At 58.5% G+C, this 20,491-nt stretch carries 15 protein-coding genes and 2 pseudogenes; 10 read left to right on the forward strand and 7 right to left on the reverse strand.

Translation table 11 applies throughout. From position 1 onward, the window contains the following. Positions 1-171 precede the first annotated feature (171 nt). A complete protein-coding gene (locus QA645_RS05025; RefSeq protein WP_254134621.1) occupies positions 172-978 on the forward strand; it encodes a response regulator in 807 nt (268 codons plus the stop codon). A 73-nt stretch (positions 979-1,051) separates the two neighbouring features. Here the strand turns inward: QA645_RS05025 and QA645_RS05030 are convergent, their stop codons facing one another. Then, positions 1,052-1,906: a TonB family protein gene (locus tag QA645_RS05030; RefSeq protein WP_283048611.1), complete on the reverse strand. Its 855-nt coding sequence runs from the start codon at positions 1,904-1,906 to the stop codon at positions 1,052-1,054. Positions 1,907-2,553: 647 nt separating this feature from the next. On the opposite strand from QA645_RS05030, the gene QA645_RS05035 reads away from it, so the two are divergent. Beyond that, entirely contained in the window at positions 2,554-3,153 is a 600-nt protein-coding gene (locus QA645_RS05035) for a nuclear transport factor 2 family protein (protein ID WP_283048613.1), read from the forward strand. Positions 3,154-3,370: 217 nt separating this feature from the next. After that, positions 3,371-4,636, forward strand: coding sequence for a site-specific integrase (locus tag QA645_RS05040; protein WP_283048614.1), 1,266 nt, complete (start codon positions 3,371-3,373; stop codon positions 4,634-4,636). 136 nt (positions 4,637-4,772) lie between these two features. Here the strand turns inward: QA645_RS05040 and QA645_RS05045 are convergent. Next, positions 4,773-4,958, reverse strand: a pseudogene (locus QA645_RS05045) (recombinase family protein); the annotation flags it as partial. Positions 4,959-5,107: 149 nt separating this feature from the next. On the opposite strand from QA645_RS05045, the gene QA645_RS05050 reads away from it, so the two are divergent. The 7 genes and pseudogenes from QA645_RS05050 (at position 5,108) to QA645_RS05080 (ending at position 11,375) form a co-directional block, all read left to right on the forward strand. Beyond that, a complete protein-coding gene (locus QA645_RS05050) occupies positions 5,108-6,184 on the forward strand; it encodes a type I restriction enzyme HsdR N-terminal domain-containing protein (protein ID WP_283048615.1) in 1,077 nt (358 codons plus the stop codon). A 62-nt stretch (positions 6,185-6,246) separates the two neighbouring features. Continuing rightward, complete coding sequence (locus QA645_RS05055; RefSeq protein ID WP_283048616.1) at positions 6,247-6,696, forward strand: hypothetical protein; 450 nt, start codon at positions 6,247-6,249, stop codon at positions 6,694-6,696. A gap of 285 nt (positions 6,697-6,981) precedes the next feature. Then, a pseudogene (locus tag QA645_RS05060) lies at positions 6,982-7,214 on the forward strand (hypothetical protein); the annotation flags it as partial. A gap of 256 nt (positions 7,215-7,470) precedes the next feature. Next, a complete protein-coding gene (locus QA645_RS05065) occupies positions 7,471-7,788 on the forward strand; it encodes a helix-turn-helix transcriptional regulator (protein WP_283048618.1) in 318 nt (105 codons plus the stop codon). Continuing rightward, complete coding sequence (locus QA645_RS05070; protein ID WP_283048620.1) at positions 7,785-9,029, forward strand: type II toxin-antitoxin system HipA family toxin; 1,245 nt, start codon at positions 7,785-7,787, stop codon at positions 9,027-9,029. Before QA645_RS05065 ends, QA645_RS05070 begins: the two co-directional genes overlap by 4 nt. Positions 9,030-9,907: 878 nt before the next feature. Next, on the forward strand, positions 9,908-10,186 hold the full coding sequence (locus QA645_RS05075) for a hypothetical protein (protein WP_283048622.1): 279 nt from the start codon (positions 9,908-9,910) through the stop codon (positions 10,184-10,186). A gap of 448 nt (positions 10,187-10,634) precedes the next feature. Further along, positions 10,635-11,375, forward strand: a complete 741-nt coding sequence (locus QA645_RS05080; RefSeq protein ID WP_283048624.1) for a class I SAM-dependent methyltransferase — start codon at positions 10,635-10,637, stop codon at positions 11,373-11,375. A gap of 886 nt (positions 11,376-12,261) precedes the next feature. Here QA645_RS05080 and QA645_RS05085 read toward each other — a convergent pair. From QA645_RS05085 to QA645_RS05105, 5 genes are all read right to left on the reverse strand, one after another. After that, the gene (locus QA645_RS05085) at positions 12,262-12,654 is read right to left on the reverse strand and encodes an avidin/streptavidin family protein (RefSeq protein ID WP_283048626.1); all 393 of its coding nucleotides are present in this window, start codon (positions 12,652-12,654) and stop codon (positions 12,262-12,264) included. Between the two features lie 1,074 nt (positions 12,655-13,728). Then, positions 13,729-14,928, reverse strand: coding sequence for an IS256 family transposase (locus tag QA645_RS05090; protein WP_283046248.1), 1,200 nt, complete (start codon positions 14,926-14,928; stop codon positions 13,729-13,731). A gap of 1,428 nt (positions 14,929-16,356) precedes the next feature. Continuing rightward, entirely contained in the window at positions 16,357-17,745 is a 1,389-nt protein-coding gene (locus QA645_RS05095) for a hypothetical protein (RefSeq protein WP_349253168.1), read from the reverse strand. Further along, positions 17,709-18,566, reverse strand: a complete 858-nt coding sequence (locus QA645_RS05100) for a hypothetical protein (RefSeq protein ID WP_283048629.1) — start codon at positions 18,564-18,566, stop codon at positions 17,709-17,711. Before QA645_RS05100 ends, QA645_RS05095 begins: the two co-directional genes overlap by 37 nt. 524 nt (positions 18,567-19,090) lie before the next feature. Continuing rightward, positions 19,091-20,362: a DUF2130 domain-containing protein gene (locus QA645_RS05105; protein ID WP_283048630.1), complete on the reverse strand. Its 1,272-nt coding sequence runs from the start codon at positions 20,360-20,362 to the stop codon at positions 19,091-19,093. Between the last annotated feature and the right edge of the window lie 129 nt (positions 20,363-20,491).

The raw sequence follows: 20,491 nt of genomic DNA on the forward strand, positions 1-20,491 counted from the left end.
TTCTCAACCGGGAGCCGTTCCCTGGATGAGTTCAATTCCAGGTTCGGCAAAAAGTTCCCAAGCCGTGGGAACTTTTCTTATCCTGAAGCGTAATCAGCCCCAGTAGGGGAACCCGGGCCTCCCCTCGCAGTTCCCTATTTTTAAGGTTGGCCCGAAATGAATGGAGTGGGGATGTCCCGTTCGCAGCTTGTTGCTGAGCACTTGCCCTTGTTGCGCCGGTATGCGCGCGCCCTGACGGGCAGCCAAGCCTCCGGTGACGCCTATGTCGCAGCCATGTTGGAAGCCATGCTGGGTGATCCGTCGGTGCTCGACGAGAGCCACGGGCCGCGCGCCGGCCTGTTCCGGCTGTTCACCCAGATCTGGAATTCGGTCTCGGTCAATGACGACGCCGAGGTGGCGACGCTGCCGATGCCGCCGGAGCGGCGGCTGTCCAACATCACGCCGTTGCCGCGGCAGGCGTTTCTGCTGCTCTCGCTCGAGGGATTTTCGGAAGAGGAAGTCGCCTTTGTTCTCGCGACCGACGTCGCCGAGACGCGCCGGCTGGCTGATGCCGCCGGCCGCGAGATGGCGGCCGAGATTGCGACCGACGTCCTGATCATCGAGGACGAGACCTTCATCGCCATGGACCTCGAAAGCCTGGTGAAGAATCTCGGCCACAACGTCGTCGGCGTCGCGCGCACCCACGCCGATGCGGTAGCGCTGGCCAAGAACAAGCGGCCGGGCCTCATCCTCGCCGACATCCAGCTCGCCGACGGCTCGTCGGGCCTGGATGCCGTCAACGAATTGCTCCGCACCTTCGAGGTGCCGGTGGTGTTCATCACCGCCTATCCGGAGCGCTTCCTCACCGGCGAGCGTCCGGAGCCGGCGTTCCTGATCTCAAAGCCGTTCCAGCCCGCGATGGTGTCGGCGGTGGCGAGCCAGGCGCTGTTCTTCCAGCGCAACTCGCGCAATCGCGCGCCGAAGGCGCCGGCGGCCTGATAAGATTCGCATCGAATGAGCAAACGGCGCGTCTTATGGCGCGCCGTTTTTGCATTTGGGGCTTTGCTCCGACTCAGCAGCTGCGGCAAATGCTGTGAAGCATCGAATTCAGCTTGGTATCGCTCGGCCCGGGCGATTTCGCATTCAGCTTAGCCTGGTCCGCGATCCAGGATTGGAGCAATTTTTCTCGCTCCGGCGACAGCCCGGGGTTTAGCTGGGTCCCATCGAAAGCCATGAGGACGGTGACACTCAGCAGATCATCCTTTGCCACCTCGGGTGGCTTCGGGAACGGCGCGGATCGCTCGACCATGGCGAGGGCTGCGGCATCCAGCGGTGCGGAGCCGGTGCTTTCCACCAAAGCGTTCGAGATTAGTTTGCCGGAACGGTCGACCACGAATGTTACGCCAGCATTGGCCTTTTGTCCGACCGCCTCCGGAGGAAACGCCCTGTTGTGCCAGACATGGTCGGTAACTGCCTTGCGCCAAGCGACCGTCGGATCGGATTCCGTGAGATTGGGGGCCGGCTTGTTCACCAGGAGCGCGAACGGCGGCACGTGAAATTGCCGACCGGCGAAGTTAATCGGCACGGTGAACGAGAACGACTCGTCCCCTAATTCCGAAGGCGGGACCGGGAAAGGTTCGGCGCGAGCGATAATCATGAGTGCTGCATCGTCGAGCGCCTGCGAGCCAGTGCTCTCAGTCAGCGCCCGCGAGATCAATTTGCCGGACCGGTCGAAGGTGAATGCGACCTTGGCATGGCCGGTTTGCCCTAGTCCGTTAGCTGGAAAATATTTGTTGCTGGCGATATGTGCCGCGATCCTTGCTCGCCAGGCTCTGACGTTCTCGGTCGGCGTGTCAGTCTGCGCAAGCGCAGGAAAAGCCAACAGCAATCCGAGGAGTGCAGCTGACAAATGTACTTTGATCTGCATGGGGAGGGGGCTTTGTATGCAATGGCAGGGAGGATTCAGCAGCCGCGGCAGATGCTATGTACATTTGCGCCTGCATCAGGCCGCCCTTGGTCTGGGGTCGATGGAGCCGCCTTCCGGTCCGACAAGAGTGGGACTTTCGACCCTCGCGGGGTAAAGGTGACAGGCACGGTGAAATTCAGGATATCGCCTTCCATCTCGGACGGAGGCTTTGGGAACGGCGCGGCCTTCCTCAGCATCGCCAGAGCCGCGTCATCGAAATCTTTAGAGCCGGAGCTCTCCGCCAAGGTCGCGGAAATGACCTTGCCCGTGCGATCGATCGCGACGGCAACCTTTACCGTGTGGCTCTGACGAGGTCCCTCCTGCTGAGCTTGTCGAGAATTTGAGCTGGTCTGCCGCGCAGATACCAGCGGCGACGGGATCAACAGCAATCCGAAAAACGCAGCCAGCAAAGGGAATCTCATCTGCATCGGTGCAGATACTAATCGCGTTACGGTTGATTGCAAGCCATGGCGCTCGTATTGCGTTCTCGTCATTGTGGGCTATTCGAGCTATCGCGAAACATCACCGCTTGACGGCAATCTTCTTGCCCCCTTGGTATCTCGCCGCGATGACACCCATCGCCGCTTCAAGCCACCGGAGACGTGCCCATGGACCAGCAACTGCTCGACCGCCTCGCCATCCGCGACCTCGTCGAGAACTGGGCGGTGTGGCGCGACGCTGGCGACTGGGAGCGGTTTGCCACCGTCTGGCATGAAGAGGGCTGGATGTCGGCGACCTGGTTTCAGGGGCCGGCGCGGGATTTCATGCGCGTCAGCCAGGAGGGTTTTGCCAAGGGCGTGCGCATCCTGCATTTCCTCGGCGGCACCAGCATCGACCTTGCGGGCGAGCGGGCCATTACGCAAACCAAGATGACGATCTCGCAGCGGGCTCTGGTCCACGACGTGCTGTGCGACGTCGTCTGCACCGGGCGGTTCTACGATTTCCTGGAGAACCGGCAAGGCAAGTGGGGCATCGTCCGCCGCCAGCCGATCTACGAAAAGGATCGGATCGACCCCGTCGATCCTGCCGCGATGCTTCGCCTCGACCAGCAGGCGCTCGCCGCGCTGCCCGAAGGCTACCGTCACCTCGCCTACATGCAGGAGTTGATTGGCTACAAGGTCAAGCGCGACATGCCCGGCCTGATCGGCCCCGAGGTCGAGAAGCTCTATGGCGAGGGGCGGGACTGGCTTGCGGGGAAGGCCAAATAGACTGCGGGCAAGCGAACGCGAGAAAAAAGTAAGGCGCGACTGGCATCACCACGTTCGTGGTGGAATTTCGTGCTTGTCCTCGATCGTTCGCGGAAGGCTTCTAACTCGCTGTAAGATATGATATAATCGTGCCACTGAAAATCCGCAGCTGTTCACGGATGTTCGCCGCAATCCGCTGCAAACCGTGTTCAATGGTGGGGCGGATAGTGGGGCGGAGATGGCCAAAAGACAGTTGCACAAGCTCTCGGCTCGGGAAGCGGAGACCATCGCTGAGCCTGGGCGTCACAGTGACGGCGGTGGGCTTTACCTCGCGATTGAGACGGGTGCGCACGCGCGGCGCCAATGGATTTTCCTGTATCGCGTGCGTGGCACCAGCAAGCGCAGAGAAATGGGGCTGGGTCCCGCCAAGAGCAAAGGCAAAGACGGGATCTCGCTCGCTGACGCCCGGCTGAAGGCTGCGGATGCGCGGAAGAGATTGGCCGAGGGCAAGGACCTAGCGGCGGACCGGCGCGCTGAAATAGTGGCAGCCACGAAGTTCGGAGAATTCGCGGACGACTTTCTGGCATCGATCAAGGCCGGCTTCAAAGGCAAGAATACGCTCGCCGACTGGACGCGCGACCTGAAGGTGCGATGCAAACCCATTCGAGGCATGGACCTTGCCAACATCACCGTGAACGACGTGTTGGGGATTCTGTCGCCCATCTGGATGACGATCAATCGCACGGCCCGGGAAACGCGAAGCCGGATTGAGCGCGTGCTCGATGCCGCAGAGGCGAAGGGACTTCGGTTCGGGAAGAACCCCGCGATGTGGAAGACCTTGAAGCCGCTCTTGCCGAAGTCGAAACGGTCGAAGCGCCATCATAAGGCCGCGCCCTACAAGGACATCCCCGGCGTTGTCCAGGCGCTTCAGGCCAAGCACGAAGCCGCGGACACGACCGTCAACCTCGCCGCTGAATACATCATCTTGACGGCGGTGCGAACCGGCGAGGCTCTCTTGATGCGCGTCCGCGAGGTGAACTTCGCAGAGCGGCTTTGGACCATCCCGGCGGACCGGATGAAGACAGAAGATCATCCAGAAGGCAAAGATTTCGAAGTGCCACTCTGCGACCGCGCAATTGAGATCTTGAAAGCGGTCATCCCGAAGGGGGCCGCGCGCGACGCCTACGTGTTCGCCGGCCAATGGTCAAACGACCATACGAAGCCGCTCGGCATGAACGCCGTGCTCCACGCACTGAAGAGTGTCTATCCGGCGATGACGACGCACGGGTGCCGATCAAGCTTCCGCGATTGGGCAGGTGACGAAACGCGTTTCGAGCGCGAAATTGCGGAAATGGCCTTGGCCCACAAGGTTGGCGATGAAACGGAACAAGCCTATCGGCGTGGCAATGCGTTGAAGAAGCGACGACAGTTGATGGACGCTTGGGGTCGATACGTTGCGAGCGGCTCCAATGTGATCCGACTTCCGCGTCGGGAATCCGCATAGCCCTACGAGCGAATGCCAAACAGCCGCCGGTTTCGCCCTTGGCTCCGGCGTCGCAGCCTTCATTCGCTTTGAGAACGATGGAGCGCTCGCACGAAGCCGGTGGCAACGCGCGGCTCTCTCGAACAAGGGGAGGGACTCTATCGGACTTGCAACCGCTCTCCGTCTCGGCGTACTCAGCCACCAACGTCCACGGCCCGCCGTTGTGGTAGCTCGTGACCGCTTCGCGCTGGGCATCGATCCCATGGCCGCTACGACCCTGCTTGTTGGTCGAGACCCGCAGGTAGGAGATGAATTTCCCTGTGCCACGGCCGAAAGCCGTCATGTGTACATCGCTCAACATCTGGAATCGTGGGAATTCGGAATTGCATAGGTGCTTGCTTCTTTAGGCGATCGGGTATCCTGCCAACATAACGATTCGTTTCCGCAGTGAGGCCACAGCGGCAGGCGCATCCACGCGAAAAGAAATGACCAATGACCCCGAACTTCGATGCGATGAACGAGACAGACGTGCGCGAAATCATCGTGCGTCCGCTTTTGCACCGACTGGGCTACGCACATGGAACGGTTGCTAATATCCGTACCGAAGTCCCGCTACGCTACGACAGGGCTTTCCTGGGACGGAAGCAGCCGAAGAAAGACCCTCCCTTGGCTGGTCGAGCAGACTACATCTGCGATGCGACGTCCTACGGGCGCTGGACTGTGGAAGTTAAAGCGCCTTCGCACTCGCTCACTCAAGATGATGTTGAGCAGGCTCACACCTACTGTGCTCACCCAGAGATTAGTGCGGCATACTTCCTACTGACTAACGGGAGGGAGTTTAGGCTATACGCTACAGCGCAATTGACACAGCCCTATTTGACTTGGACGTTCGAAGAAACGGAACAGAAAATAATGAACCTCTTCAACGTCGTGGGTCACGACGCTATACGAAGGCTGACCGAGATAAACCGCCCCGACGTCAATAAGCCTCTCGGGTTTGGCCTTCCCTCCGAAGTAAAGATTGTTGGCGGGGAGGTATTGTACGGCGAGCACTACTCCGACCATCCTCTGTTTCAAACGAACGTGTTGAAGGGGTTAGTGGGAGGAGTTACGGGCGGTCACGTCAAGCGGAACGAAGATGGACGGCTTCTGGCTTCAGTGAGCGTAAGGAGCCCCTATCAGCAGCTTGCGGCCTTGAACAAGCTCGCGGGGCTTGAGGATTTCAATTTCTTTTGTGCGGACGAATTTATTTCCAGAAACGCCGAAGGACCTACGATCTTGCAGAACGTGGTGAACGGCGAACTTCCACCGGGTCAGAAAGCCCAGTTGCTGCCTGGACTGCCGCCGATTCCTGTCCCCGGATTTAAGTTCACCGTATCAACCTATGCGACCGGCTATGTAGACGGGGCCACATTTGTTGGGGTGCTCGCATTCGACTACAGATACCAACTCGTGCGCGGTTTCTCTTCGGGCAATCCAGCTCTTGATGCACCAATTGCCGCAACTCCGGCGACGGCGCGAGTAGAAGGAGAGGGGACGTTCAAGGTGCTCCTGAATTTGCCCGCGTAAAAGGCCGGGAAAGAAAGGTTAATTCACGCCAACGAGTGGACGGCCTAAGAGACGGAGGCACGATGGAAGACCTTGAACGCTATCTCAATGAAATCGTTGAGCCGACAGTGAACGATTTTCGCTCAAAGCCCTCAAGTGTGAGGACCGGCTTCCTGACCTGCGTAGCAATAGATCATTCTGTCGACTATTTGGCGTTCCCTGGAGACCGTGCCCTGTGGGATGGAAAGGACCATCGCGATAAGCGTGCGGCCCTTCGAAGGCAGTTTAGGGAAGAAAACGAGCAATTTCGATTGGCAAGTGAGGCTGCCAACGCATTCAAGCACGTGAAAACCACCAGCAAAAGGGGCCTCGAAGCAGCCGAGGTGTATGAGCGACCTCCCGCATTGGCAGGCAGGATGATGGCAGGCCTTTCGATGGCCGGAGACAGTACGGGAGCCGTCGTCGTAGATGGTCACAACCTTCTCCAAGTCGTCACCGAGGCTCTGCGCTTTCTGCGCACGAAGACGTGTTAGACAGCGGAAGGGACGGCCACGCTTGGCGGCGCGCCGCGGCCATGCGACCACCCGGTTCAGGGACACTTGCCCTCAAGCCCTGTTGCCCGACGGCATTTTCTCTGAGGATCGCAACGGCCGTCGGGGCCAGCCTGACCGCAGTGAATGCACCGCTTCGACCGGCCAACCGTCTCGCTGCCGCCTCCAAGCCTGATTATCTGCATGGTCGATCCGTCGAGATCTTCCGATTGTTCAAGAACGGTCTCGCCGGCAGGCCGCGCCTCAAGGTCGAGCGCGTGCTCGGCCATCCGCCTGCGTATCGGTGTGGTGCAGGGCGGCATCGGCGAGAAGGTGATCGCGTCGGAGCCTATCGGACGACGGTCGCCAGGTCGGAGTACGGCGGCGTGCCCTTCAGCTTCGTCGCGGATGACGTGGTCTATCAGGCACCATCGGCCGCGATTGCCGATTCCTACATCTTCTATGTCGGCTTAGACCCGCAGGCGCTGAGATCCGCGAAGGCGACGCCGAAGAAGAAATAGTGGACGACACCAGCCCAATATTCCGTTGTCATGCCTGGGCTTACCCGGGGACCGGTACTCCACGGCTCGGTTCGACCGCCGCCGTCGCTAGAATATTGGATCGCCGGGTCCCGGCCCGGCGTGATGGCATTACGTTCGGAAATGATATGTTTGCAGATCATCTTTGGCTGGAAAGATCTGCATACGCTTCTTCTTGACGATACGAATTTGATCTGTATACATATCATTTTGGCTAAACATGATCCGAGAGCATATCATGCCTTCCGTCGCCCCCGACCCCCTTCTCAAGGAACTCGGTCTGCGCTTTCGAAAAGCGCGCAAGGCTGCTGGCTTGTCCCAAGAGCAAATCGCCCTTCGGGCGAATATCAGCAGACCCCGCTATCGCGACATTGAAACGGGCGCCGCCGCCGCCCGCGCAACGACCCTCGTCAACGTTGCTCGGGCCCTTGGCATGGAAATGATGTTGATCCCGCAGGCAATGGTGCCCGCCATACAGTCGATGCTGCAGCCAGCCAATGCCGACGATGATCGTCCCGCCTTCACGTCAGACGTCGAAGAGGAGGAAGGATCATGAATCGGGCTGTCCTCGCGGCTGAACGGATCCAATCCCTCGATATTTCATTGGACGGTCTTGCAGTCGGCACGCTCGTCCGAACGCCGGGTGACTACAACGCGTTCAATCTTTTACCCGCTTATCGGAGCTTGAGTGACCCGCCAATCTTCAGCCTGTCGCTTCGCTCAGCGGATGGCGGCCTCCGCCGGGATCCCAAACCTATACGCGGCGCGCTGCCGCCATTCTTTGCGAACCTGCTGCCCGAAGAGAAACTCCGCGAAGCGATGGAAAAACACCACGCGACGTCAGTAAGACCCGGAAATGACTTCGATCTGTTGGCTGCGCTGGGTACCAACCTACCAGGAGCGGTGCGCGCCCTACCAAGTGATGGCATCCCCGTTCCAGCCGGTCCCGAGGCCGAGGGTAAGAAGAAGGCGCGTTTCTCGCTCGCCGGCGTCCAAATGAAGCTTTCCGTTATAAAAAATTCCGGAAAGGAGGGGGGCATCACACTCGCCGTCGACGACGAACAAGGGCAGTACATCGCGAAATTTCCCTCCCTCACACACATCGGGCTCTCGGAAAACGAATTCGCAATCCTGGCCTTGGCGGAAGCCCTCGGGATGGAAGTGCCGGACCGCGAACTCGTCGACAAGTCGGAGTTCGCTGGCATTCCGGAAGAATTCAACACCACGTCCACAGGCAAGGTGCTGCTTGTCCGCCGCTTCGACCGCGGCGCTGACGGTGCGCGTGTGCATATGGAAGACTTTGCGCAAGTCTTCGGCCGCTATCCCTCCGAGAAATACACGGGTGCAGCGTATCACAATATCGCCGCAGCGTTGACCAGCGGCGTCTCCTTCGATTCAGCAATTGATTTTGTTCGACGCCTCGCGCTCACCGCGATTACCGGAAACGGCGATATGCATCTCAAGAATTGGTCGCTGCTCTATCTCGGTGATGGCCGAACCCCAACGCTATCGCCCGTCTACGACGTACTTTCAACAATTCCCTACATCCCGAAAGACGGACTAGCCCTGAGCCTCGCAGGCGAAAAGTCGTTCAAGGCGCTAACTCCAGAGCGCTGGCGCAATTTCGCAAACCGCAGCCGTCTTCCGGAGGGGGCCGTTATAACAGCCGTGGCCGAGACTGCGGCGGCCGTGCGAGACAAGTGGTTGGTTCTTCCAGAACGCGACGTCGTGCCTAAGCAGGTCCTCACCCGGATCGACGCCCATATCGACGAAATGGCAAACGTTCTCAACCCGTAGATCCCAAGCCACAGAATCAGAAATATGAACTTATGAATCCAGAGTGATTGGCGGACTTACGCTTTGATCCGCATGTTCGGCCGCGAATCCGGACCTCGCGTGAAGTCCGAAAAAGGGCGAGGAGCGCACTCAGGATGACCACGCGACACGGCATCGGTGGCTTCGACGGAGCATGAGATGACGAGCGACAGTCGGTCGCTAATCGTTATTGGCTTCACCTACGTGATCCGACTTCCCCGTCGGGAGACGGTAGAGATATCGCCGAAGTTTGCGTGCCGAGCCACTGGCTTCGCCCTTTGGATACCGCGTCGCGCCCTTAATTCAACTTGCGAACGAACTGCCATGGCAAATCTCGGATGACTGATCGAGAAGTCGGGTAAGCTCAGGGAATTGGCGCGCAATGTCCAGCATTCAGACCCAAGGTTAGGCTGCCTGAAAAACGCAGCAGCTCAAGCATCAGTCCTATAGTCCTATGCGTCTTCTTCGCCGCAAGGCGGCGAGCGGCGTCGCGATCGTGCGGGAAAAATGCGTTTACTCATAGTAACAGCAGGAATAGTGCACTCGATTCAAATAGTAATCTATGGTTGGCCGGCAAGCGGCGACGGCAGCGAGTGCTGCTCTCACTCTGTGATGTAATCGAGAGCGTTGCATGCCCAATCACGACCTTATCTCGGGAAGTCTCCTGGCACTGACTGCGGCTGGCGTTGCGCTGCTTGCTCTAGCCTGCTCGCCTTTGCCTTGATCTAAAGCCAACATACTGACTGCCTTTCACGCTGCAGGAAATGGTTGGCGCTCGGCCATGCAGCCGAGCCCAAGGACACAGGCAGATCATCTGGAACTGCAAGAGATGTTCGATGGTCCCTCGTGAGTCGGTTGCAATGAAGAGATACTATTTTGATATCCGCGACGGCAGCCAATTCATCCGTGACGATGAAGGTCTAGAGCTGCCGGACATCGAGTCTGCGCGGCAGGAGGCGACCGCTGCGCTTTCGGAGATAGCCCGCGAATGGGCCAGAGGCAGGCCGCAACATCGAATGGCAGTTGAAGTTCGCGATGATCGTGGCCCAATCTTGGCGACAAGCTTTAGCTTCGTGATCGAACAGCGCGACACGATAGCCCTCGAGTGGAATCAAAATGCCATTTCGGACGCCGATTGACAGCCGAATTCGCGGATCTACAAGCGCGCTCGTGCACGCCGGTCGTCCACGCGCGGGCGCCGCACGACTTTGGGAAATATAGCTCAATGCGCTTGTGCTGAGCCATGGTGAGCCAGAATTTATCAGACATCGGCAGGTCCTCCTTCCGCACCTGAATCACGATGCGACATGAGATGGAATCCTGCCCTGCCAAAGCGGCTGTGCGGATAAGGCAGCCATCATGGCAATGCCGCGAGCTTGACTTCGCCTGAGGATTCGCCGAGATATTGGCCATGGTTGAGAAGGACATTCATATTGTCGCCCGGTTGGCCGGCATCCCCAAGGCGGGGTGCCGGGATGTCGACCACGCAAACTGAACACGCGGATCGCCAACCCTGGCCTCGCCCTCGCGGACGAGGTCTTTCCGCTTGGAAACGTGCCTCGTCCTCCCTTCAAGGAGGAGATGAACATGGCACAAAACATCTACGACAATCCTGATTTCTTCGCTTGTTACAGTCAATTGTCCCGACAGGTGCACGGGCTGGACGGCGCACCGGAATGGCCGGCAATCCGGGCCATGCTGCCCGAACTGCCCGGCAAACGCGTTGCCGATCTGGGCTGCGGCTTCGGCTGGGCTTCGCGCTGGATGAGAATCCAGGGGGCGGCCTCGGTGCTCGGAGTCGATCTTTCGCAGAACATGATCGCTCGCGCCAAGGCCGATACCTCGGACCTGGCCATCGAATACAAGATCGCAGACCTCGAGACGATCGAACTGGCCAAGGCGGCCTTCAACCTCGTCTACAGCTCCCTGACATCTCATTACATTCGAGATTTCGGGCGCTTTGCGCGCATGATCCAAAACGCGCTGGTTCTCGGAGGAGATCTGATCTTCACGATCGAGCATCCGATCTTCATGGCGGCAGCGCATCCGCATTGGGTTGCCGATGAAGACGGTCGCATGACCTGGCCGGTCAATGGCTATTCGGTCGAGGGCGAACGCCGGACGGATTGGTTCGCCAAAGGTGTGGTGAAGTACCACCGGACTCTCGGCACGACGCTCAACACGTTGATCGGTGTGGGCTTCGAGTTGCGCCGGGTCGAGGAATTCGCCCCGGTGCGCGAACAGATCGAGCAGTTGCCCGAACTGGCCGAAGAGCTGGAGCGGCCAATGATGCTCCTGGTCTCGGCGCGAAAGGTAGACGCGCGTTAAGAGTCGCACTCCGATGCCACATGATTCGGGCGGCTCGCGATTGACTACCACCTCAAGATCGCTGGCCGCTATGGACGAGCAGCGGTCATCTGACGCTTTCACTCGGTTTATGGGGCCTGACCCTAGCTTCGCAGAATGGCTAGGCCGACCGGCCTTGCACCATCGGCTGCTGCCGGGGGCGATGCGTCGACTGGCGCTGCGGCGTTGCGGCGCCACAGGCAGCATGGGAAGCTTACTTGCGTGAGGCTTCTCAGTCGTTTTGTCGAGCGCTCGCTCCTGAGTGGCCGGTAAGGCCGCCTGCTCCAGCGAAGCAAGAAAGTCCCGGCCCCCCTCCGTTATGATCCATTGCCCGGATTCTCGCGCTACCGGCTTCTGTCCGAAAATATCGAGATCCGGCGCCCGATCTGCCAATCGCTTCATACGAGCCGTCCACTCCGGACCGCTGGTGTAGAACACCGCCAGGTAATCCTTCAGGACAGCGAGACTGCCTCGGCCCTCCGGTTGGCCGGCGAGAATCTTTAGTATCGAGAGCTGAAAACTCACATCCGCCAACCAAAGGCACCAACACGAACGCCGCACATGCTAACGGCACCTGCTTGAACCCGCGCTTGGCTTCAAAAAGACTCTGAAAAGGAATGCTAATGCACGGATCGTCCCGCAATTTGGATGCAAGCTTAGACTGTCCTTTCGGATCTGGGAGGGGCCTTTTGATGCTACTCCAGGGCCGTTCCGGCAGGGTCTTCGGGCTGTCAAACACCGAGCTTGACTGATCCTGGACAGCCCAGAGCTTTGCAAGCAGAGCTTACATGGCTCAACGAGAGCCACGCCAAAACTTGCGCGAGCGAGTTTCCAATCTAAAGTCGCGACGTTGCAAGAAGATTGAAAACTACCATATCCGCGTAAATGTATCGGCGCCCTTCAACTTGCTAGGCTTACCGTTCTTATCAACGTAGAGCAGCGTCCATGACGTCGGCATTTGAGACCCGTTAATTTTTCCAATCCAACGGGTGAAAGAATTGCACTGGGCAAAAGTAACAACAAAATACAAGCCGGTTCGACGAACGGCGCCCGATGCAGGATAAGGAATGCCCTGGCACGCAAACCCTTGAGCATGGTTCGTGAAAGTCCCTTGTAGTGCCCCGCCATTGGCGGACCAAACAAACAGTTCCGAACCCCGTTCGTTTTTCCAGTATGACGGAGCAGGAAGCCCCTGCGCCATGGCCTCGCCGGAAAGAAAGAAGAATTGGGCGAGCAGCAAAAGTGACAGAATTCTCTTCATATCAAAGCCCCAACAGCGTTCGCTTAAATCAGCAACTTAGATCATGTACCTTGGTACATCTCCAGGTTACTTTCGCTGCACTTTTCTCGCTTTCGGCAGCGAAATAAAGCGCAGATGCGTGGGATCGCGCTGGATCGCGCTGGATCGCGCCAAGGGCGGAGAGCGTCGAGCCCGGTTAGCGCCCGTGTCCCCGCATCGGCTCGCCTAGGCGGCCGAGCGCCGACCCGAGTAAGCGGATGTTCAGTGGCCACCTACCGGATGCGGAGTCGATCTGCGAGTCTGCTATTTGCTCGCACTGCGCGCCGGTGCGCTGGATTTTCACGGAAGAGCGACCATTTTTGACGGATTTCCCCACAGTGCCCGTGCGAATCTATTTCACATGGTCGTGCGTTGTCGGAACGCTTCAGGCCATGAACCGGTCGTCGCCCCGGATTGGGTGAGGGCGTGACATCGGGCCAAGTGCAAGCGAGCAACAGTGGCACTTTCTTGGATTGTTCCGACAGCGATCTTGCCTTGAATGGCGCCGAATTTGCCTAAGTTAGCAACACAATCCGGAAATGGCTCTACTGAGAGTCAGGAGATGGTGCGGCGATTCGCGTGTGAGATTAGATCGATTAATGTATGTCTCGAAGATATTCGCCATTTCTGGGGCAGTGCACTCGGAATTACCGGGCCACAATTGATGATCTTGATGGCTCTGACTGACTGGACAGGGACAAAGGCGTTCCGGGCAGCGCGATTGCGAAATTGCTGACGGCTGACCCGTCGTTCATAACGATACAATCGAAACTGCTGGAAAAAAAGGATTCCTGCGGCGCAAATCTAGCGCTCAGGATGCACGTGTCATGCAGTTGTTCTTAACGGTTAAGGCCCGCAAGCATCTCGCGAACATCGCTGCACAACAGGAAGAATTCGATCAGTTTTTGTTCGGCGATCTGGGTGTCCAGGAACTGACCAGATCGGCTGGCGGGCTTACTGCACTCAGACCATCGACTAGAGAGAGCTCGGATCGTGTCCCGTTGCGTGGTGTAGCTGGCGGCGGGAGACCGCGTTCGCCGGCAAGAGCCGGGCAGGTCAGCTGGCGATCGCCGGAAGGCTGACAGTGGGATCATCGCTCAACGGCGCGATGGTTTCCAGCGTCATATAGCGGGCGCGCTGGACGGCCCATTCATCATTTTGCTCGAGCAGGATCGCGCCGATGAGGCGGACGATGGCGTCTTCATTGGGGAAGATGCCGACGACCTCGGTGCGGCGCTTGATCTCGCCGTTGAGGCGCTCGATCGGGTTGGTCGAGTGCAGCTTGGTCCGGTGTTGCGGCGGGAACGTCATATAGGCGAGCACATCGGTCTCGGCCTCGTCGAGGAAACCGGCAAGCTTGGGAAGCTTGGGGCGAAGCTGGTCGGCGACCTTCCGCCACTGTACTTGTGCGGCCTCGGCATCGTCCTGGGCGAATGCCGTGGCAATGAAGGCGGAGACGACGCGGCGGCCGCTCTTGCCGGCATGGGCCAATGCATTGCGCATGAAGTGCACGCGGCAGCGTTGCCAGCTGGCATTGAGCACCTTGGTCACGGTGGCCTTGATGCCCTCATGGGCATCGGAGACGACCAGCTTGACGCCGCGCAGGCCCCGGCGGGCGAGTTTGCGCAGGAACGCGGTCCAGAACGTCTCGGCCTCGGACGGGCCGATATCCATGCCGAGCACCTCGCGCCGGCCATCGCTGTTGACGCCGACCGCGATGATCACCGCGACCGAGACGATGCGCCCGTTCTGGCGCACCTTCACGTAGGTGGCATCGATCCACAGATACGGCCAGTCGCCCTCGATCGGACGGGCGAGAAAGGCCTTCACCTTGTCGTCGATCTCCGCGCAGAGCCGGCTTACCTGGCTCTTGGAGATGCCGCTCATCCCCATCGCCTGCACCAGATCGTCGACCGAGCGGGTCGAAACGCCTTGCACATAGGCTTCCTGAACCACGGCAGTGAGCGCCTTCTCGGCCATCCGGCGTGGCTCCAGGAAGCCCGGGAAATAGGAGCCTTTGCGCAGCTTGGGGATGCGCAGCTCGACTGTGCCGGCCCGGGTCTCCCAGGTCCGGTCGCGGTAGCCGTTGCGCTGGGCCAGACGCTCGGGGTTCTTCTCGCCGTAGGCTGCACCGGTTTGGCCTTCGACTTCCAGCTCCATCAGCCGCTGGGCGGCAAAGCCGATCATCTCGCGCAAGAGATCGGCATCAGGGGTCTTCTCCACGAGCGTGCGCAGGTTCATCATATCGTCGGTCATCGGTGGTTCCTCGGTTGCGTTGGCGTGTCGCAACCCGATCCTACCGGAGAACTGCCGGTGACCACCGTAAAGCCGCCCGCCCGCTACGGCGCTAGTTGAGGCGCGCGTCCGGGCGGCTTTGCTCTACCGAGCTACACCACCACCGGGGGCACGACCAGAGCTCGCATGAGACTAGAGTTTGAGCTCTTGGGACGAAAACGTGTAGATCCTCGGAAATGGCGAGGAGATCTGCGCATCTTGACGCGGTAGGGACATGACGCGATGGTAAGCGCTTGTTCTCAGGCCGCGGCTTTGAGCGCTTAAGTGCATTAGGTTCACGGCGCTAGCTGGTCAATCGGTTTTGGCCGTTGAGGATCTCGTTAGGATGTGGGTGAGATTTCCCTCGGGCCCATAAAAGTTGGGCTCAAACGACGCTCCACTATCGACGCCATGCTCTTTCATGAGTCCGTCCAATATCCCAACGAAGATCGTCATTCATTGCCTGCCTCCGGCGATGCTTTGGTTCACCACTCCTCTCGTACCCGATGTTCGTCGCTGTGCCACTTTTGAGTTTTAGTGAGTGTTCCTTCGCTTACCCTGGTATTTAATCGCGGTGACGTAAGCGCTGTCTGCAGCCGCGACCTGGCCTGCAATCAGCCGCCACTTCCTTCCTCGGACCGCTGCCGCCAATCTGGTTACAGCTGAGCCGATAAAACTGATAGAACGCTGCGGCCGAAAGGCCGGCGGCCGGCGGCGGCGGATCATCGAGCGATTTCTGGCGATGCTCCTGATCGTAGTCAGGGGCATCGTGGCCTGGTGGCGGCTGTCGCGGCGGCCGTGACGTAATCGGCTAGGGAAAATGCTTCTAGGCGGGAGGACCTCGCCTGAAAAAATTTTGGGCAGACGACGAATTTTCAGATGAAGAAGACGAAGCCATTCGCCACCGAAGCCGTATGGCGCGGCCGAGCACAAGACCTGGTACTTCTCTGAAAAAGACACTTCGGCACGGCAATCGACTATCACAAGGCAGTTCGCGGCGCATTGGAGCTGGTTCCGAAGGAGAGGCACGAACCGTCTTGGAGCAGGACTACCAACGCATGGTCGAAGACAGCCTTCTGCTCGATGAGGCCGAACTCTTCGATCATTTGATGCAACGCCGCACAAGTATCGAGAAGCGAGCGAACCAGGTCACCTGATGTGGAGGCGCAGGCGGACAACATCCTGACGTGTACGTTTCAGCCCGAGCAGAGCGGCTTCCTTCTCGGGATCAATAGCTGAGATCCGGTGTTCCCGCGCCCCAAGCAACTCCTAAGGTTGGATGCCGTTCGAAGCCGGCTTCGGTGCGCGAACTAGAATTTAAGTGCAATCACTCACGATATGGGCAGTGCTGCGCGTTACCTGCAGACTTTACGTCAGGCACAGATGCGCGAGTCGCCCAGACCAGAACGCTCACTCGTCAATGTCGCGGAAAAGGGAAGAGAGAGCTGCATGCTGAGGAGTTGAGGAACTCGTCGGCGCTGTCGTTGACGGACTCGGCTGATAATCGTCATACATGTCGCCGAGTGCGCGGCTTATCCCGTCCGACGCAGCGCGGAGAACGCCGCTATAATCCCCTCTACAAGACAATGCGCTTACGAAGATTTTCAATGCGGACTCAAAGAGATCAAAATATTCGTCAGGCGGGGTATCGGCGTCCCACTCTCCTCGTAAGCGGCGTATTTGATCATCAACGCTTTGAAAGAGCTCCGTCTCGATCCGGTCCATGAGAGCCTCGCGCTCATCCTCTGTGAAAAGCGCACCCAGTCGAGGCTCTTGGAGAAGACTTGCGTCCGCATATTCAATTGCGGCGTTCTCCAAAGCGCTTTTGAGTTTCTGAAGATGCTCGGAGGGAAGCAAGCCCTGATCGTGCAGTTTGATTGCAAGATCGGCGTCAGTGTCATCCTTAATTGGCACGTGATAGTGGCGAAGTCGATCCAGGACATCTGGACGTTTTTCAAGCATCAGCAGTGAAAAGCTCTTGTTTGAGCGGTAGGAGAGAAAGCTTGCAATTTGGTAATCCTCGAGCGAGGAGAGACGTTTCGCCAGAAGGTCATGCAAGCTGTCGGGCACGATCACCGGGGCGCCTGCGACGACACATCCCGCACAAACGACTTCCCTTGCAATTGAATCAGGCTTTGCCCCTCTTAGGTAGATGTCCACGAGCTCAGCGTTTTGAGCAACATAATGGGCGAATGCATCGCCGACCGTCGGATGCTTGTACGTCCAAAATTGTCCATGATCGTCGGCGGACAGCAGAAGCAGGCTGCCATTCAGTGCGACGAGCTGCTCACGCACAGAACCGATCGTCACGCCGAATGCTGTCGCTGCCGGCGCAATGTCCTTCTCGGAGACAGGCGATCTCACCTGATCGCCATTCATGAATACCACCGCAATGGCAGCTCGACAGTCAGTGGATAAGTTGGTGATCTTCTCCAACAAGAATTGTTCGGGCTCCGCAAAGAACTTCAGCAACGAGTCTCTCGATGTATTCATGGACCCCGCAAAGAAGCTCGACCCCAGCCGGCGCGCTGTCTCGGGCAGAAAATCTTTCCGCTCGGCTATCTCTGGCAAGGCAGGCTTGATCTGTGCGCGGAAAGTCGGCGACTGATCGCCAAGCTTGACATGATTGTAAAGGATTTGAGCCTTTTCCTGCGTGGATAGCTCATGCACGTTGATGACGACCTGACTCTTGCTCAAGATCGGCAGCGCCTGAAACTTCAAGTCGCTTCTTGCTGCTTGCCAGATATAGTCTCTGGAGGTCATCAAGAATCTCGCGCCCGAGGCGACTGCCGCTTGCATGAGCGGGAATACTTGGTTCCAGGCTTCGGACGTCTGCCGCTGATACTGGGTGTTCCCCACGCATCATCAATCCAGAAGAATTGTCGACCGCCTGGAGCCAGGCGCTCTTGAAGCTCTTGGGGCGAAGTAACCTTGACAGTGGCGCACTGCCAGATGTCAGCAGCACCAATTCCCAAACTTGCTCCGATTGTGGACTTGCCAGCGGCAGGCGCCCCCAGCAGGAGCACCAGGTTATGCGCACTGATGGCTCGCACGCTCTTGCGATGTGCTTCCGTGACGACCAAGCGTTGGAGATCGTTACCCATGGCCGACAGGATCAACTGCGCCTGCGCGTAGGCGCGCTCATCGAGGAATTCGTTGAGATCGCCCAGACCGTACAGCCGCGGAGCCATCATCCGCAGCCGCGGAGACGACCGGACCTGCCTTACAATCCAATCATAGCCAAACACGCGGCAGCGTCCCACCCCTTGCTTCTCGAAGGCTTCCTTGATCTTTAGTTCGCTTGCGCCTGATACGGAATGATTTGTCAGGATGATGTAGTCGGCTGCCAATCGCCGCTTCGCAAGCCTTCTTGCCTTCTCCAGCTCATCACCGAGAATACTCATCGTCAGATTCGAGGGCTTCGACGTGAATTTACACTGGATCGTTGACGCACCTGCAGCCGGATCGTCCCCGTCCCATCGACCAATAAACGCGCCATCGCGACCGGCGTCATTGCCAGGCAGAAAATTCTGGACAGGACGACGCAGGCATTCCTCGGCAAGCGCAATGCAAAGATCTTGAAAAGCCTTCCAGCCGAGAAGATGCAGAGGATACGTCATCGCTAACTAATCCACTTTAACCTGCCGTTACGGATTCCGTTTGGTCCAAGTTCGCATGAAGTTGGCAACAAGCCGACGACGAAAAGCACTTCTCAGAGCTGCGAAACGAGACCGGACCGAGAGGTCAGGTCTCGCTACGCAACACTCACCGGGGGACGTATCCCCGGCGTCGTCACTGGCCGATCTGAGCCATGCCCAAATCGTCAAAAGCCGAAGTCAAGTTGTCCCGGAAGGGACCGGAAGTGGGAGCACACATGCTCTAACTTGCCGAAACGCCAACGCAAGTAGGCATTGACGTAAACAGACTTTGGCTGGCCGCCATGATTTGCCATGGCCGCCTCCCTTTCTGCTTGAGCGGGTTACAGCCCGCCAGCTCGGACTCGCGGAACGCCGAGTCCCCGGTTCAGGAGCCCGGCCGATAGGCCGGTCGCAGGGGATTGCTGGTGACGAACTCGGATTTTATCCGATTCGCGCTTAGTTCGCGCCACACGCCGAAAGCGTCGTGTGACAGTGATCTAGCGTCACTATGCCTCGGCTCCAGGGCCGTCCAGCAATGGCGTGTCGAGGCTCTCTATTTCAGGCATGGCTTTCCCAGCGATGCCTTGCAAATCTCCATACATTCCGATCGTGGACTCAATCACGCTCGTTAATTGACTTTCGCGCTTTGCCCAAACGCGTGTCATAAACTTGCGTTCTTTATCCAGATCCTCGCGCATGTCATTGAAGCGTTCAACGATAGCCTCTAGACGTTGCCGGAATCTCTTTCCGGTTAGATACTGATAAACTTCCTCAGCCTTGCTCAGCTGGCCCTGCTGCATGGTACGCGCGCTGTTGACGGCTACAAGGGACTGCCGGAGGGCTACCGCCACCGGGACCGCGCAGCGCGGATGAGCTATCCAAATGCCGTCCACCAAATCGAAGTTTTCGATGTCCTTTGGAAGGGCGTTCGAGATGACCAACGCAACATCGGCGCCGCAGCGTCTTTGATCACCCCGTAACTTGGGCAGCCAACCGTCGGACCAGTTCTTGGTGCGTTTTGATTCCCACAAGATCACGCCCGCAGCCACCCCGATGGCGCCGTTAACACGCTGGATAACATCGGCGCCGAGTTCGCCCTTCGCCACTGGCTCAATTACGTCCGTCGGAAAGCGCGCCCTGAGTACGTCTTCCAGTTCAAGCTCCAGGACCTCCCCCTGAGCCTGCTGTGAGGTCTGCTCGGCCTTTCGCTTCAATTCCTCGATTGTGCGGGTCATGCCGGCGATCTGTTGATCTTTTTCTGAAACCTTGAGCTTTAGCTCGTCCTCGGCCTCCTGCTTGGCCTTCGTCCTCACGCCGGCAAGCTCCTCTTGGACCTTCTTCTGAACGGTCAGATCAAGCTCTCTCCGGGCGTCCTCAATTTCGCGCTGTTTGCGCAGGAGCTCTGCCTGGTCCTTTTGGGCCGCGGCGAGCTTCTCGTTATTTTTCGCCAACAGCTCTTTCAGCTCAGTCGTTTCCCTGTCCTTGTTCTCGAGCTCCAGGGCGGCCGCCTCGCGAGCCTTCTTGGCTTCGTTGGCTGCGATTTGCGACCGTTCACCTTTCAACTTGGTGGCGACCAACTCGTCGATCTGCTCCCGCGCTCTCGCAACCTCAGCCTGCTGTGTCCGAACTTCTTCGGATCTCCTTGCAAATTCGGCTTCTTTGGCTGCTAGCTGGCTCTGAAATTGTTTCTGGGCCTGCTCCAGCAATGGCGCCGCGAGCGATTCGGTCAGCTTTATCTCGCCGCTGCATTTTGGGCAGGTGATAGTTGGCTCGATCATAGTACCGTCCGTTCTTCGCTGCAGCTCCTCTATCTGACTCGCTTGAATTGGAAACCGGCATCCTTGATAAATGTGTTCAAGTAGCTACCCACCGAGGTGGCCGCTTTGAGGCCTTTGAACAGCGCCTCG

Source organism: Bradyrhizobium sp. CIAT3101 (assembly GCF_029714945.1).
Classification (GTDB): domain Bacteria; phylum Pseudomonadota; class Alphaproteobacteria; order Rhizobiales; family Xanthobacteraceae; genus Bradyrhizobium.

Excerpts from the sequence above, each read along its gene's own strand:
- QA645_RS05025 (WP_254134621.1), top strand. The coding sequence starts at position 172 with ATGTCCCGTTCGCAGCTTGTTGCTGAGCACTTGCCCTTGTTGCGCCGG.
- QA645_RS05030 (WP_283048611.1), bottom strand. The coding sequence starts at position 1,906 with ATGCAGATCAAAGTACATTTGTCAGCTGCACTCCTCGGATTGCTGTTG.
- QA645_RS05035 (WP_283048613.1), top strand. The coding sequence starts at position 2,554 with ATGGACCAGCAACTGCTCGACCGCCTCGCCATCCGCGACCTCGTCGAG.
- QA645_RS05040 (WP_283048614.1), top strand. The coding sequence starts at position 3,371 with ATGGCCAAAAGACAGTTGCACAAGCTCTCGGCTCGGGAAGCGGAGACC.
- QA645_RS05050 (WP_283048615.1), top strand. The coding sequence starts at position 5,108 with ATGACCCCGAACTTCGATGCGATGAACGAGACAGACGTGCGCGAAATC.
- QA645_RS05055 (WP_283048616.1), top strand. The coding sequence starts at position 6,247 with ATGGAAGACCTTGAACGCTATCTCAATGAAATCGTTGAGCCGACAGTG.
- QA645_RS05065 (WP_283048618.1), top strand. The coding sequence starts at position 7,471 with ATGCCTTCCGTCGCCCCCGACCCCCTTCTCAAGGAACTCGGTCTGCGC.
- QA645_RS05070 (WP_283048620.1), top strand. The coding sequence starts at position 7,785 with ATGAATCGGGCTGTCCTCGCGGCTGAACGGATCCAATCCCTCGATATT.
- QA645_RS05075 (WP_283048622.1), top strand. The coding sequence starts at position 9,908 with ATGAAGAGATACTATTTTGATATCCGCGACGGCAGCCAATTCATCCGT.
- QA645_RS05080 (WP_283048624.1), top strand. The coding sequence starts at position 10,635 with ATGGCACAAAACATCTACGACAATCCTGATTTCTTCGCTTGTTACAGT.
- QA645_RS05085 (WP_283048626.1), bottom strand. The coding sequence starts at position 12,654 with ATGAAGAGAATTCTGTCACTTTTGCTGCTCGCCCAATTCTTCTTTCTT.
- QA645_RS05090 (WP_283046248.1), bottom strand. The coding sequence starts at position 14,928 with ATGACCGACGATATGATGAACCTGCGCACGCTCGTGGAGAAGACCCCT.
- QA645_RS05095 (WP_349253168.1), bottom strand. The coding sequence starts at position 17,745 with ATGCAAGCGGCAGTCGCCTCGGGCGCGAGATTCTTGATGACCTCCAGA.
- QA645_RS05100 (WP_283048629.1), bottom strand. The coding sequence starts at position 18,566 with ATGACGTATCCTCTGCATCTTCTCGGCTGGAAGGCTTTTCAAGATCTT.
- QA645_RS05105 (WP_283048630.1), bottom strand. The coding sequence starts at position 20,362 with ATGATCGAGCCAACTATCACCTGCCCAAAATGCAGCGGCGAGATAAAG.